General features: G+C 74.7%; 12 protein-coding genes. 6 read left to right on the forward strand and 6 right to left on the reverse strand.

The genetic code is table 11. The features are described 5' to 3' along the window. Nucleotides 1-8: 8 nt before the first annotated feature. The 3 genes from efeB to ACZ4U4_RS19485 are packed head-to-tail and all read left to right on the forward strand — an operon-like array spanning nucleotide 9 to nucleotide 3,219. Complete coding sequence (efeB, locus tag ACZ4U4_RS19475) at nucleotides 9-1,307, forward strand: iron uptake transporter deferrochelatase/peroxidase subunit (RefSeq protein ID WP_467875648.1); 1,299 nt, start codon at nucleotides 9-11, stop codon at nucleotides 1,305-1,307. Nucleotides 1,308-1,367: 60 nt separating this feature from the next. After that, nucleotides 1,368-2,360 carry an iron uptake transporter permease EfeU gene (gene efeU, locus ACZ4U4_RS19480; protein ID WP_467875650.1) on the forward strand — a complete coding sequence of 331 codons (993 nt, stop codon included), beginning with the start codon at nucleotides 1,368-1,370 and terminating at the stop codon, nucleotides 2,358-2,360. Then, nucleotides 2,257-3,219: an SCO2278 family lipoprotein gene (locus ACZ4U4_RS19485; RefSeq protein ID WP_467875889.1), complete on the forward strand. Its 963-nt coding sequence runs from the start codon at nucleotides 2,257-2,259 to the stop codon at nucleotides 3,217-3,219. The genes efeU and ACZ4U4_RS19485 overlap by 104 nt, the downstream gene beginning before the upstream one ends. A 50-nt stretch (nucleotides 3,220-3,269) precedes the next feature. Here the strand turns inward: ACZ4U4_RS19485 and ACZ4U4_RS19490 are convergent, their stop codons facing one another. From ACZ4U4_RS19490 to ACZ4U4_RS19515, 6 genes are all read right to left on the reverse strand, one after another. Further along, nucleotides 3,270-4,013 (reverse strand): bifunctional DNA primase/polymerase, encoded by a 744-nt coding sequence (locus ACZ4U4_RS19490; protein ID WP_467875653.1) that lies wholly within the window; start codon nucleotides 4,011-4,013, stop codon nucleotides 3,270-3,272. 149 nt (nucleotides 4,014-4,162) lie between these two features. Then, nucleotides 4,163-4,759, reverse strand: coding sequence for a TetR/AcrR family transcriptional regulator (locus ACZ4U4_RS19495; RefSeq protein WP_467875655.1), 597 nt, complete (start codon nucleotides 4,757-4,759; stop codon nucleotides 4,163-4,165). Between the two features lie 141 nt (nucleotides 4,760-4,900). After that, nucleotides 4,901-5,860 (reverse strand): small ribosomal subunit Rsm22 family protein, encoded by a 960-nt coding sequence (locus ACZ4U4_RS19500; RefSeq protein WP_467875657.1) that lies wholly within the window; start codon nucleotides 5,858-5,860, stop codon nucleotides 4,901-4,903. A gap of 302 nt (nucleotides 5,861-6,162) precedes the next feature. After that, nucleotides 6,163-7,296 carry a serine hydrolase domain-containing protein gene (locus ACZ4U4_RS19505; protein ID WP_467875660.1) on the reverse strand — a complete coding sequence of 378 codons (1,134 nt, stop codon included), beginning with the start codon at nucleotides 7,294-7,296 and terminating at the stop codon, nucleotides 6,163-6,165. Between the two features lie 35 nt (nucleotides 7,297-7,331). After that, nucleotides 7,332-8,654: a multidrug effflux MFS transporter gene (locus ACZ4U4_RS19510; RefSeq protein WP_467875662.1), complete on the reverse strand. Its 1,323-nt coding sequence runs from the start codon at nucleotides 8,652-8,654 to the stop codon at nucleotides 7,332-7,334. Nucleotides 8,655-8,812: 158 nt separating this feature from the next. Further along, a complete protein-coding gene (locus tag ACZ4U4_RS19515) occupies nucleotides 8,813-10,465 on the reverse strand; it encodes an alkaline phosphatase D family protein (protein WP_467875665.1) in 1,653 nt (550 codons plus the stop codon). A gap of 305 nt (nucleotides 10,466-10,770) precedes the next feature. On the opposite strand from ACZ4U4_RS19515, the gene ACZ4U4_RS19520 reads away from it, so the two are divergent. From ACZ4U4_RS19520 to ACZ4U4_RS19530, 3 genes are all read left to right on the forward strand, one after another. After that, nucleotides 10,771-11,670 carry a DUF4429 domain-containing protein gene (locus tag ACZ4U4_RS19520; protein WP_467875667.1) on the forward strand — a complete coding sequence of 300 codons (900 nt, stop codon included), beginning with the start codon at nucleotides 10,771-10,773 and terminating at the stop codon, nucleotides 11,668-11,670. Nucleotides 11,671-12,123: 453 nt separating this feature from the next. Continuing rightward, entirely contained in the window at nucleotides 12,124-12,942 is an 819-nt protein-coding gene (locus ACZ4U4_RS19525) for an SDR family oxidoreductase (RefSeq protein WP_467875670.1), read from the forward strand. Nucleotides 12,943-13,107: 165 nt separating this feature from the next. After that, nucleotides 13,108-14,049: a PhzF family phenazine biosynthesis protein gene (locus ACZ4U4_RS19530; protein WP_467875674.1), complete on the forward strand. Its 942-nt coding sequence runs from the start codon at nucleotides 13,108-13,110 to the stop codon at nucleotides 14,047-14,049. Nucleotides 14,050-14,138: the final 89 nt, after the last annotated feature.

Below are 14,138 nucleotides of genomic sequence, written 5' to 3' on the forward strand. Positions count from 1 at the left end.
GCGAGCCGGTGGACACCACTTCCGAGCAGGGGAAGCCCGCCGCGGAGAGCGCCGCGCCGTCGCGGCGGAAGCTGCTGGGCTGGGGCGGTGCGGGGCTGGCGCTCGGTGCCGTCGCGGCGGGCGGCACCGCCACCGCGCTGCGCTCCGGCGGCGCCGACCCGGCGGACGCGGACGCCGCCGCGGGGGCGGCCGTGCCGTTCCACGGTGCGCACCAGGCGGGCATCGCCACCGCCGTCCAGGACCGGCTGCACTTCGCGGCGTTCGACGTCACCACCGACGACCGCGAGGCGCTGATCTCGCTGCTCAAGGAGTGGACGAAGGCGGCTGCCGCGATGACGGCGGGCGACGCGGTCGGGGACGGTGCGGTCGGCGGGCTCGCCGAGGCGCCGCCGGACGACACCGGCGAGGCGCTCGGGCTGCCGCCGTCCCGGCTGACGCTGACGTTCGGCGTCGGGCCCACGCTCTTCAGCAAGGACGGCGAGGACCGCTTCGGGATCAAGGACCGGCGGCCGGACGCGCTGATCGATCTGCCGCAGTTCCCCGGCGACAACCTCGACAAGGCGCGCAGCGGCGGCGATCTGTGCGTCCAGGCGTGCGCGGACGATCCGCAGGTCGCGGTGCACGCCATCCGCAACCTCGCCCGGATCGGCTTCGGCAAGGTCGCCATCCGCTGGTCGCAGCTGGGCTTCGGCAAGACCTCGTCGACGACGCCGGGCGCGCAGACGCCGCGGAACATGTTCGGCTTCAAGGACGGCACCGAGAACGTCGCGGGCGACGACCCGAAGTCGCTGGACAAGCACGTGTGGGTGCCCTCGTCGGAGGCGAAGGGCGACGCGGCGTGGATGGCCGGCGGCTCGTATCTCGTCGCGCGGCGCATCCGGATGCACATCGAGACCTGGGACCGCACCTCGCTCAAGGAGCAGGAGGACGTCTTCGGCCGGGACAAGGCCGAGGGCGCCCCGGCGGGCCGCAGCCACGAGCGGGAAGCGGCGCATCTGCCGTCGATGCTGCCGACCGCGCACGTCCGCCTCGCCCACCCGGACAGCAACGGCGGCATCCGTATCCTGCGCCGCGGCTACTCCTTCACCGACGGCACCGACGGTCTGGGGCGGCTGGACGCGGGGCTGTTCTTCCTCGCCTACCAGCGCGATGTGCGGCACGGGTTCGTGCCGTTGCAGCGGAAGCTGGCACGGCACGACGCGCTCAACGAGTACATCCAGCACGTCGGTTCCGCGGTGTTCGCGGTGCCGCCGGGCGTCCGGGACGCCGCCGACTGGTGGGGCCGGGCGCTGTTCACGTCCGCCTGAACCGCCGACGCCACCACCGCCGTACGCCACGAACGCCATGAAGGAAGAGAAGGGACCGACGTGTTCGGCAACTATCTGATCGGTCTGCGCGAGGGTCTTGAGGCCAGCCTCGTCGTCTGCATCCTCATCGCCTATCTGGTGAAGACGGGGCGGCGGGAGGCGCTGCGTCCGGTGTGGACGGGTATCGCGCTCGCCGTGCTGCTGTCGTTCGGGTTCGGTGCGGCGCTGCAGTTCGGTTCGCAGACGCTGACGTTCCAGGCGCAGGAGGCGCTGGGCGGCTCGCTGTCGGTCATCGCGGTCTGCCTGGTGACGTGGATGGTGTTCTGGATGCGGCGCACCGCGCGGCATCTGAAGAAGGAGCTGCACGGCAAGCTGGACGCCGCGCTGGCGATGGGCACCACGGCGCTGGTGGTGACCGCGTTCCTGTCGGTGGGGCGCGAGGGGCTGGAGACCGCGCTGTTCATCTGGACGGCGGCGCAGTCGGCGCAGGACGGTGTACGGCCGCTGGTCGGCGCGCTGTTGGGGCTGGCCACGTCGGTGGTGCTGGGCTGGCTGTTCTACCGCGGCGCGGTCCGGATCAACCTGGCGAAGTTCTTCACCTGGACCGGCGGGATGCTGGTGATCGTCGCGGCGGGCGTCCTCGCGTACGGCTTCCACGACCTCCAGGAGGCGGGCTGGCTGCCGGGGCTGTCGACCCTGGCGTTCGACATCAGCGAGCAGATCCCGGCGGACAGCTGGTACGGCACGCTGCTGAAGGGCGTGTTCAACTTCCAGCCGGATCCGACGGTGCTTCAGGTCGTGGTGTGGGCGGCGTATCTGGTCCCCACGCTCGCGGTGTTCCTCTCCCCCGGTAGGGTGGCGCCGAATCCTGCCACCCCGGCGGCGCCCGCGCCCGCCCCGGTCGCCTCGAAGGAGCCCGAGTCCCATGACACGCAGGTCGCCGTTCCGGGTGGCGCTCGCACTGACGTCGGCAGCGGCGGCGCTGACGATGCTGACCGGGTGCGTGACGGTGCACGGCGAGCGGGAGATCGTCCCGGCGGTGACGAAGGCTGACGCCACCAAGGCGCTGAAGCAGTTCACCGAGGGCTTCAACAAGGCGAACCGCACGCTGGACCCGGCCGTCAACCCCTCGTACGAGTCCAACGCGCTGCTGATGATCGACCAGGCGGGCATCAAGGCGTCCCGGGCCGTGCATCCGCAGGGCAACCCCAACGCCAGCCCGCTGAGCTTCCACGACCCGCATTTCACGGTCCCGAAGCAGGCGGGCTGGCCGCGTTTCTTCCTGGCCGACGCGGTCACCAACCGCAAGGACGGCAGCGGGCAGTTCTCCCGCTGGTTCCTGGTGTTCACCCGCTCCGCCGTCGACGCCCCGTGGCGGGCGGCGTACATGACGGCGCTCGCCGCCGACCAGGTGCCGCAGTTCCGGACGGACGCGGACGGGTTCGCGGAGCCGGTGCCCGGCGCCGGGAGCGGCCTGACGGTCGACCCGGCGCGGCTGAGCAAGGCGTACACGGACTACCTGCGGACCGGTAAGGGCGATCTCTTCGCGCCGGGGCCGCGTACCGACGCCTGGCGCCGGGACCGGGACGCGAAGTCGCGCACGCTCGGGGCGCGGATCCAGTACGTGGACCAGCCGGCGCGGTTCGCGCCGGTGGCGCTGCGGACGGCGGACGGCGGTGCGCTGGTGTTCTTCGCGAGCTACTACCACCAGCAGAAGACGGTGTCCGAGGGTTCGATGATGCATGTGACGCCGCAGGTGCAGGGCGTCATGGACAAGCCGGTGGAAGAGGCCGCGAAGATCACGCTGACCAATCTGTCGGCGCAGGCGGTGAAGGTCCCGGCGAAGAGCGCGGGCGGCAAGGTCACGGTGTTGAACTACATCGAGTCGCGGACCTCGGCGAAGGTGCCGTAGCGGTATCCGGGGCCGGCCGGGCCGCCCGGCGGTGGTCCGCCGGGCTCCGGTCAGCGGCCGATGGGCCAGGCGCTGGTCTCGTGGTCCGGGGTGCGGCCGATGAACTCGGCGCAGGCGTCGGTGAGGGTTTCCAGCAGCGTCAGCGGGTCGGGCAGCGGGCGCTCGGGGCCGCGCAGCCAGGAGACGGCGGGGCGGTCACCGGGGAGGCGGGACGGCGGCAGCAGGACGTAGCTGCCGCGGCAGTGCCAGCGCAGGCCCGGATGCTCGTCCATGGTCTCGGGGTGGCAGTCCAGCTCGCAGGGCCACCATTCGTCCTCGTCGTCCGGGGTGCCGCGGGTGGCGGTGTAGAAGAGCATCCGGCCGTCGCCGATCCCGGCGCCGCTGAGCGAGACCGGGCCCAGCTCGACGGAGGCGGCCTCCAGGCGCTCCAGGGCGGCCCGGCCGGCCTCGGCGGGGACGTCGAGGACGTCGTGGGCGATGCCGGTGGCGGTGATGAAGTTGGCCTGCGGGAGGGTGCCGACCCAGGCGGCGACCTTGTCGCGGTCGGTGGTGGCGACGGTCTGCCAGCCGAAGGAGACGGGGTGACGGCCGGGGGTGGGACAGCCGATGCGTTCGCAGGAGCAACCGTAGCCGGAGGGGTGGGCGGCGGGGGCGACGGGGAAGCCCGCGTCGGCCGCGGCCAGCAGCAGGTCCTCGCGGCCGCGTGCGGCCGCCGATCCCGTGTCCGTCTCATCGCCGTCCGATCCGCTCTTCGGCCGGCGCAGCCACTGGGAGAACCTGCTCTTGCGTTCCATCTATCCCCTCAATTCGAGCGGTGGTCTGGGAACAATGCTGCCACCATCCGGCGCTTCGGGTGACCCGTGTCAGGATCCGGGGCCCGTACGGGACGGACGAAGCGGGCATTTGCCGTCCCGTACGAGGGAGCGCACGCCGGGCGCACGTTTCAGTCGCGGGTGCGCACCGCGCGGAGTACCAGGTCGACGAGGGTGTCGGCGTAGGCGTGGGTGAGTTCGCCGGTGCGCATCAGCCAGCGCTGTGAGAAGGGACTCAGCAGCATCTCGGTGACGGTGCGGAGGTCGGCGTCCGGGTCGATCTCGCCGGCCTCCTGGGCGGCGCGCAGCCGGGCCTCGTAGACGGCGAATCCGGGCTCCATCAGCCGGGCGACGAAGTCGCGGGAGAGCTGCTCGTCGGCGGCGCCCGCGGCGGCGAGCGCGCGGTAGGGCGCCTGGAAGGCCGGGTCGTTGAACTCGTCGCAGGTGGCCCGCAGCACGAACTTCAGGTCGGCCGCCAGGTCGCCGGTGTCGGGCAGGCCCTCGCCGTAGCTCTCGACGCCCTCGGTGAACGCGTCGAGCAGGACCGCGGCCTTGGAGGGCCACCAGCGGTAGATCGTCTGCTTGCCGACGCCGGCGCGGGCGGCGATGCCCTCGATGGTCAGACGCGGGTAGCCGACCTCGCCGACCAGGGCGAGGGCGGCGTCGAAGATCGCGCGGCGGGAGCGCTCGCTGCGGCGCGCGGCGTTGGGCGAGGGGGTGGTGGGCATGGCGCGATCGTACCGAGCCGAGCCCTCGGGCGAGACGGGTCGTCTCGCAGAAATCGGGGCGGCGGCGTCAACCCCAGGGGTCCCGGGGCCCGGCGCCCGGCCGGTCACTCCCACGGGTCCCGGGACGCGGCGCCCCGCCGGTCACTCCCAGGTGTCGCCCCAGGCGGCGTCCCGGGCCGCGCGGTACCGCGTGCCGTGGCGCTTGGTCACCGTCGTACGGCGCAGCCCCTCCTCGGCGGTGCACAGGTCCAGCAGCACCTGACCCTTGCGGAGCTGTGGCTTGCGGACGATGCGGGCCGCAGCGGGGTCGGCAGGCGCCTCGGACGGCCGGACCGCCGCGACGTAGGCGAACTTCTCGTCCTCGTACGCCAGCGAACCGCCCTTGATCTGGCGGTGCAGGGAGGAGCGGCTGACCCGGGCGGAGAAGTGGCACCAGTCCTCGCCGGGCACGATCGGGCAGACGGCGCCGTGCGGGCAGGGCGCGACGATCCGCAGCCCCGCGGCGGTCAGCTGCTCGCGGGCCTCGCGGATGCGGAGGTAGCCGTCCGGGGTGCCCGGCTCGATCAGCACGACGGCGGTGGCGGCGGCCGCGGCGTCGACCACGGCGCGGCGGGCCTCGGGCCGCAGCTCGCCCAGGACGTACGAGACGGTCACCAGGTCGGTGCCCGCCGGGACGGCGAGGCCGTCGCCGATGACGCCGCGCCGCCACTCGGTACCGGGCAGCGTGGCCCCGGCCAGCTCCCGGCCCAGGTCCAGGGCGGGCTGCGCCCAGTCGACGACGGTGGAGCGGTGGCCGTCCCAGGTCGCGGCGGCGGCCCAGGTGGCGGCGCCGGTGCCGCCGCCGATGTCGAGGTGGGTGCGGGGTGCGAACTCCGGCACCCGGGCGGCGAACGCGGCCAGCGCGGACCGGACGGCCTCGAAGGTCGCGGGCATGCGGTACGCGGCATAGGCGGCGACATCGGCGCGGTCGCGGAGCACCGGGGCGTCGGTCGGAGTGGTGCCGCGGTAGTGGCTGATCAGCCGGTCGACGGCCCGCGCGGCCTGCGTCGGCGGCAGGCCGTCGAGCAGGCCGGCCAGGGCGGCGCGCAGTTCGTCGTGCATTCGGCCAAGTTTACGGGGCGGGGCGGGGCGCCCGGGGCGCGTGCCTCTCTTTGTGGGCGGGGGCGTCCGGGGCTCGCCTTCTCCTGTGGGCGGGGCCTCCGCCGCCCGTGCGGGACGCGGAGCCGGGGCGTGCCCAGCCCGTACGGGAACGAGTGCCCGGAGCGTGCGTGCCCCTACGGGAAACCTCCGGGCCTTCCCCGGGCTCACGCACGGTCCCCCGCCGCCCTGCCGGGTAGGGCCAAGTCCGGGGGCCCACCCATCCCCTAGGGAACAACCCCGACCCCGCCCCGCAGCCCCACCCCTCACCCCACCCCGTCCCACGCCCCCAGCGCCCGCGCCAGGCACGTCGCGGCCGCCGCCCGGGGCGCGCTGCCCGCGGTGCGGCGGCGGGGGTGGACGGTGGTGGCGAGCAGGATGAGGAAGGTGTCGGTGGCGCGGTCCAGGACGAGGCTGGTGCCGGTGAAGCCGGTGTGGCCGGCGGCGCCGCGGCCCGCCAGTTCGCCCATGAAGTACGGCTGGTCGACGGCGAAGCCGAGGCCCGGCGGGTCGAGGAGGGCGGCGACGGTCTCCGGCCGCAGCACCCGCACCGCGCCGTACGCCCCGCCGTTGAGCAGCGTCCGGCTCAGGACCGCGAGGTCCTGGGCGGTGGAGAAGAGGCCCGCGTGCCCGGCGACGCCGCCCAGCGCCCAGGCGTTCTCGTCGTGCACCTCGCCGCGGACCATGCCGCGGTCCGCCTTCGCCCACGGCCGCCGCTGGTCCTCCGTCGCCGCCACGCCCTGCGGCGCCAGCGGCCCGTACGCCGTGGAGTGCAGGCCCAGCGGGGCGGTGAGGCCGTCGCGGACGAGGGCGGCCAGGCCCCGGCCGGTGCGGCGCTCCAGGAGGAGTTGGAGGGCGAGGAGGTTCAGGTCGGAGTAGCGGGGGCCGCTGCCGGGGCGGCCGTCGGGTGCGGCGGCCTGCTCCCAGACCATCGCCAACCGCTCGGCCCGGTTCCGCCCTTCGTACAGGGGACGTTCGGGGCAAAGGCCCGAGGTGTGGGTGAGGAGGTGGCGGACGGTGATGCCGGAGGCGAAGGCGGGGAGGGTGGTGCGGACCTCCTCGCCGAGGGTGAGGGCGCCGCGTTCGACGTGCTGGAGGGCGACGAGGGCGGTGAAGAGTTTGCTGACCGACGCCAGGTCGAAGACGGTCGTGGGGCGCATCGGCTCCCAGGCGTCGCGGGGCAGCGGGACGCCGCGGTCGGTCGCCGGGTCGTGGGCGCGGTAGCGGACCGCCCAGCCGGTGGCCTCCTCGACGGCGACGACCGGGCCGCGTCCGGCGAGGACGACGGCGCCCGCGCACCACGGGTCGCGGCCGTGCGGCAGCGCCCGGACGCCGTCGGTCAGCCGCGCGGTCCAGCGGGGGTCGAGCCCGGCGTCGGCCGGGGTGCCCGGCCGGAGCACCGGGGCGCCCGGGGTGTGCGGTGGCTTCGGTGTGTTCAGAGCGTGGCCCTCCCGTCCGCGGCGGTCCCGTGTGTGCCCTCCCCACGCTGCCACGGGCGGCACAGGCCGAGGAAGGACGCCAGCGCCAGAACGGCGCATCCGAGCTGCACGACGGCCATCGGGACGGCGGTGTGTTCACCGGCGATGCCGACCAGCGGGGAGGCGACGGAGCCGAGCAGGAACGTCGAGGTGCCCAGCAGTGCGGAGGCGGAGCCGGCGGCGTGCGGGGTGCGCAGCAGCGCCAGGGTGTTGGTGCTGGGCATGACCAGGCCCATCGCCGACATCAGGACGAAGAGCCCGGCCGCGATCGGTACCAGTCCGACCGGGCCGAAGACGCCGGAGGTCATCAGCAGCAGCGCGATGGCGGCCAGGGCGATGACAGTGAGGCCGCAGCCCAGCACCTTGGTGAGCGGCACCCGGCCGACGAGGATCTTGCCGTTGATCTGGCCGACCGTCACCAGTCCGACGGAGTTGACGCCGAACAGCAGGCTGAAGGTCTGCGGGGAGGCGCCGTAGATCTCCTGGACGACGAACGGCGAGGCGGAGATGTAGGCGAAGAGGGCGGCGAAGCCGAAGGCGCCGACCAGCAGGTAGCCGGAGAACGCCCGGTCGGCGAGGAGGTCGCGCATGGTGCGCAGGGTCTCCCCCAGGCCGCCGGGGTGGCGCCGCTCGGGCGGCAGCGTCTCGTGCAGGGTGCGCCAGACGACGGTGGTCAGGACGAGTCCGACGACGGTGAGGACGACGAAGATGCCGCGCCAGTCGGTGATCCGCAGGATCTGCCCGCCGATGAGCGGGGCGACGACGGGGGCGACGCCGGAGATCAGCATCAGGGTGGAGAAGAACCGGGCCATCGCGACGCCGTCGTAGAGGTCGCGGACGACGGCCCGGGCGATGACGATGCCCGCGGCGCCCGCCAGGCCCTGGAGCAGCCGGAAGGCGATGAGGATCTCGGCGTTGGGGGCGAAGGCGCAGAGCGCGGTGGCGAGGACGTAGATGACCATGCCGGTGAGCAGCGGGCGGCGGCGGCCCCACTTGTCGCTCATCGGGCCGACGACCAGCTGCCCCAGCGCCATCCCGGCGAGGCAGGTGGTCAGGGTGAGCTGGACGGTGGCGGCGGGGCTGTGCAGCGCCTGGGTGACCTCCGGGAGGGCCGGGAGGTACATGTCCATGGAGAGCGGCGGGACGGCGGTGAGGCCGCCGAGGACGAGGGTGAGGAGGAGGCCGGTGCGGCGGGACGCGGACGGCCGGGCCGCCGGGCCCCGCCCGGGTATCGGAGGTAGGTCCTTGTTCTCTGCCGTGCCGGGCGCGGCGTCCGTCATGAGCGTCTCCATTTTTTGTTGATGGCCGCGGACCATCGTGTCATGCACCGGCCCCATTCCGACCACTTCGCCCGAGGTCGCCGGACCTACGTCCCGGGGCGGAGAACGGCCCGGTCCGGGGGCGGACGGGCCCGGCGCCCGCCCGCTCCCGGGCCCGGTCAGCCCCGGTGCAGCCCGGGGTTGCCGGCCTCGGAGACGAAGGAGGCGGCGGTGCGCACCGGGGCGCCCGGGGTGGTGACGGCGGACACCGTGCGGTAGTCGGCGCGCGCGGTGGCGTGGTCCAGGGTGACGGTCACGTAGCCGCGGCGGCCGTCGTAGAACTTCATGTGCGGGTTGGCGGCGAGGTAGGTCTCCCAGTTGGCGGGCTTCTCCGCGCCGTCCCGGCCGCTGGTGATGGACGTGGTGACGAACTCGACGCCCATGGTGCGCGAGTCGGGGCGGGCGAAGTCGCGCTTGACGTCGAAGGCGTAGTGGACGTGGACGTCGCCGGTGAGCACCACGAGGTTGTCGGCGCCCGCCGCCTCGGCGCCGGCCAGCAGCCGCTCGCGGGAGGCGGGGTAGCCGTCCCAGCTGTCCATGCTCACCTTGTACGCGTCGCCGGTGGTGGAGCGGCGTTCGGAGAAGGTGACCTGCTGGGGCAGGACGTTCCAGCGGGCGGTGGAGTTGCGCCAGCCGTCGATCAGCCAGCGTTCCTGGGCGGCGCCGGTCAGGGTGCGCGCCGGGTCGGCGGAGTCCGGGCCCGGGGCGTGCCAGCCGTCGCCGTACGCCTGGTCGGAGCGGTACTGGCGGGTGTCGAGGATGTCGAACTGGGCGAGCTGCCCGTAGCGGATGCGGCGGTAGAGGCGGGCGTCGGCGCCGTGCGGGAGCTGGGGGCGGCGCAGCGGCTGGTTCTCCCAGTAGGCGCGGTAGGCGGCGGCGCGGCGGATCAGGAACTGATCGCGCGGGGCGTCGTCCTCGCTGATGTCGGCGGCGTAGTTGTTCTCCACCTCGTGGTCGTCCCAGGTGACGATGAACGGGTGCGCGGCGTGGGCGGCCTGGAGGTCGGGGTCGGACTTGTAGAGGGCGTAGCGCAGCCGGTAGTCCTCCAGCGTGACGGTCTCGTGGTTGAAGTGGCCGGGGAGGGTGCGGTCGGTGTAGCGGCGGGCGCCGCCCGCGGCGTCCACGGCGTACTCGTAGAGGTAGTCGCCGAGGTGGAAGACGACGTCGAGGTCTTCCTCGGCGAGGTGGCGGTAGGCGGTGAAGTAACCGTCGTGGTACGCCTGGCAGGAGACGGCGCCGAGCCGCAGTGCGGTGGTGCGGGCGCCGGGGGCGGGGGCGGTGCGGGTGCGGCCGACGGGGCTGATCCAGGTCCCGGCGCGGAAGCGGTAGTAGTAGACGCGGTCCGGGGCGAGGCCGGTGGGCTCGATGTGGACGGAGTGGTTGAACTCGGGGTGGGCGTCGGCGCGGCCGCGGCCGGCGAGCTTGGTGAACTTCTCGTCGTAGGCGACCTCCCAGCGGACCGGGACGCGGGCGGCGGGCATGCCGTTGCCGGGCTCGTAGGGGCGCGGGGCGAGGCGGGTCCACAGGACGACGGAGCCGGGCTGCGGGTCGCCGGAGGCGACGCCGAGGGTGAACGGGTTCTCGGTGAGCCGCTGCGGGTCGGCCTCGGCGGCGTGGGCGGCGCCGGGGCGCGGCAGGTTGGTGGCGAAGGCGAGCGCCGCCGCCGCACCGGTGGCGGTGAGGAAGCGGCGGCGTCCGAGGTGCGCGGCGGCGTTCCGTTGCTCCCGGTCGTGCGCGGCCGTTCCCTGCTCGTGCGCGGTGTGCTGGGTCATCTGCCCCTCCCCTGACGGTGGTTGTCGTCTGCGATTGCAGGGGTGGGGGACGGCGGGCCGCTGTCCCGTGTACGGCGCATACATGACAGCTCGGTGAGAACTCGGCCCGCAACGGACGCGGCGGGGCAAAGCGGGGCGCGCGGGCGGGGGCGCGTACTGCGGGCCGGGCGCCCTCCGGGCCGGCTCCGGGCGCGGGGCGCGTTTCCGAGTCCGTACGCCCCCCGGCGCGGCCCCGGGGCGCGATTCCGGGACCGCACGCGCCGCCCCGCAGGCCCCCGCACCGGCGGCTCATTAGGCTCCGGGGCATGGCAGAACTGATGACGCGGGACGGTACCTGGACCTTCGACGGCGAGGCCGTCCGCATCGTGCCGGGCAACGAGCGCGGGGTGCACCGGCTCCGGCAGGAGCTGGGCGAACACACCGTTCCGCTGGCGGCGGTGGCGGGGATCTCCTACGAACCGGGCCGTAAGGGCGGCCGGTTGCGGCTGCGGCTGCGCGACGGCGCCGATCCGCTGCTCCAGGCCACCGGCGGGCGGCTGCCGGACGAGGCGAGCCCGTACCACCTGTCGGTCGAGGCGGACCGCGCCGGTGTCGCCGAGTACTTCGTCGACGAGGTGCGGCGGTCGCTGACGCTGGAGGAGATCCCGGAGGGGCCCTGCGACCGCTATCTGCTGCCCGGTCCGGCGGTGCCGGTGTCGGGGGCGGGCGTCGACGGCACCGCGACGTTCGACGGGAAGCGGGTGGCGGTCAGCTGGCGGTGGAACACCACCGAGCACAAGAAGCACGCCGGGCCCCAGGAGTTCACGGTCGGCGAGCTGGCGGCGGTGGAGTGGCAGCCGCCGGCCGGGCTGGAGTCGGGCTTTCTCCGCTTCCGCCCGCACGGCGTGAAGCTGCCCATCTCACCGGAGCACGATCCGCACGCCATCGAGCTGTGGGGCTTCAAGAAGGAGAGCGGCACCGCACTGCTGGCGGCGGCGGTCACCGCCCGCCTCTCGCACCCCAAGGCCCCCGCCCGGCGCCCCGCCCCGGCCGAGCCCGCGGACCAGGCCGGTGAACCGCGCGCGGCGGCCCCCGCCGAGGACCACGACACCCTCCTGCGCCGCCTGCGTGAACTGGGCGATCTGCGGCGCGACGGGATCCTCTCCGAGGACGAGTTCGCCGTGGCGAAGGCGGCGGTGCTGGAGCGGTTCGGCGGGGTGGGGTGACGGCGGGGGGTCGGGGCGGGGTGGACGGGGTGGGCCGGGGCCGGGCGCGGCGGGGGTCGGGGTTGTTCCCTAGGGGGTGGGTGGGCCCCCGGACTTGGCCCTACCCGGCCGGTGGGGCGAGGCACCGGCTGCGGCCCCGGGAAGACCCGGAGGTTCCCCGTAGGGGTGGGCGCGACCCGAGCAGACGGGTCCGGGCGGCCCGGTCTCCCTGCTCGTCCGGGACACCGGGACGAACAGGGAGACCGGGCCGCCCGCACTCCGTCGAGGCGGGCAAATGGCCGCGGGGAACGCCCGGACAAGCGAGGAAACCGCCCCCTCCGCCCCCTCGGCCCCCTCGGCCCCCGGCCGGAAAGCCTCGGACAGCCCCAGCCGAAACACCCCGACCGAAACGCCCCCCCGATCACCCCCTGAGACACTCCACCCCCGGCGCCCTGGCCGCCCTACCCTGCCGCCATGGCACAGGCACAGCAGATACCGGCCGGCCCCGGGCCGGAGGCGGGCGGAGCGGGCGCGGCGGCTGCGGGCGGGGCGCCCGTCGCGGTGGTCACCGGTGCGGGCTCCGGGATCGGGCGGGCCGTGGCGCACGCGCTGACCGCCGGGGGCTGGCGGGCGGCGCTCGCCGGGCGGCGCGCCGAGGCCCTGTCGGAGACGGCGGCGACCGCGCCCCCGGGCCCGCCGCCCCTCGTCCTGCCCACCGACGTCACCCGGCCCGCCGAGGTGGACGCCCTCTTCGCCGCCGTCCACGCCCGCTTCGGCCGCGTCGACCTGCTGTTCAACAACGCCGGGACGTTCGGCCCGGCGGTGCCCCTGGACGAGCTGTCCGCCGACGACTGGCGGACGGTCGTCGACACCAACCTCACCGGCGCGTTCCTCAGCGCCCAGGGGGCGTTCCGGGCGATGAAGGCCCAGGACCCGCAGGGCGGCCGGATCATCAACAACGGTTCGGTCTCCGCGCACACCCCGCGCCCGCACTCCGTCGCGTACACCGCGACCAAGCACGCCATGACCGGGCTGACCAAATCCCTCTCCCTGGACGGCCGTCCGTACCGCATCGCCTGCGGGCAGATCGACATCGGCAACGCCGCCACCGAGATGACCGGCCGGATGCGGACCGGCATCCTCCAGGCCAACGGCACCACCGCCCCCGAGCCCGTCATGGACGCGGCGGACGTGGCCCGCACGGTGGTGCACATGGCGGCGCTGCCGCTGGAGGCCAATGTGCAGTTCGCGACGGTGATGGCGACGAACATGCCGTACATCGGCCGGGGGTGAGCGGAACGGACGGGCAGGCCCGGGGGCTCGACTCGGCGCGCCCCCGGGCCCCGCGCACGCGGCTGCGCCCCCGGGAACGCCCGGCCGGCACCGGTCCGCAGCGGCACCGCCCCTGGGGCGGGCGCCCCCGGGAATAGCTCACCGCACCAGCAGGTTCTCGCCGCCATGACACGCGACGAGACCTCCACGACCGGCACCGGAACGACGGGCGTCACGACGGCGGCGCACCCGGCCGGATCCCCCGGCTCCCCCGAGATCCTGCGCTACACCGCCTTCTCCGACCACCCCGCGGGCGGCAACCCGGCCGGTGTCGTCCTGGACGCGACGGGCCTCGACGACACGGCCCGGCTCGCCGTCGCCGCGCGGCTCGGCTACTCCGAGACGGCGTTCCTCACCGCCCCGCCCGAGGGCCTGGGCACCCCCGGACGCGCGTTCACCATCCGGTACTTCAGCCCGCTGGCCGAGGTGCCGTTCTGCGGTCACGCCACGATCGCCACCGCCGTCGCTCTCGCCGAGCGCCACGGCCCCGGCGAGCTGGTCTTCGCCACCCGCTCCGGCACCGTCCCGGTCACCGTCCGCGAGACCGGCGGCCGCCTGGTCGCCACCCTCAGCAGCGTCGAGCCGTACGTCACCGACGTCACCCCGGACGACCTCACCGAGGCGCTGGCCGCGCTGGGCTGGCCCCCGGCCGACCTCGACCCGGCGCTGCCGCCCCGGATCGCCTACGCCGGGGCCCGCCATCTGGTGCTGGGCGCCGCCACCCGCGCCCGCCTCGCCGACCTCGACTACGACTTCCCGCGCCTGGCCGCGCTGATGCGGCGCCTGGACCTCACCACGCTCCAACTCGCCTGGCGGGAGAGCGAGTCGGTCTTCCACGTCCGTGATCCGTTCCCGGTCGGCGGTGTCGTCGAGGACCCGGCCACCGGCGCCGCGGCCGCCGCCCTCGGCGCCTACGCCCGCACCCTCGGCCTCGTCACGGCCCCCACCACCCTCACCCTCCACCAGGGCCACGACCTGGGCCGCCCCGGACTGCTCACCGTCGAGCTGCGCGACGGCGACCCCCGCGCCCACGTCGGCGGCACCGCCACCGCCCTGCCGGAGAGCTGAACGGCCCGGCGAGGCACGGGAGTTCGCCTACCCGTGACGTAACGGAGTCCGGCCCGATGACGTAAGAGGAGACCACCCCGGGCGACGTA

The sequence above is a fragment of the Streptomyces sp. NPDC029159 genome (assembly GCF_055564055.1).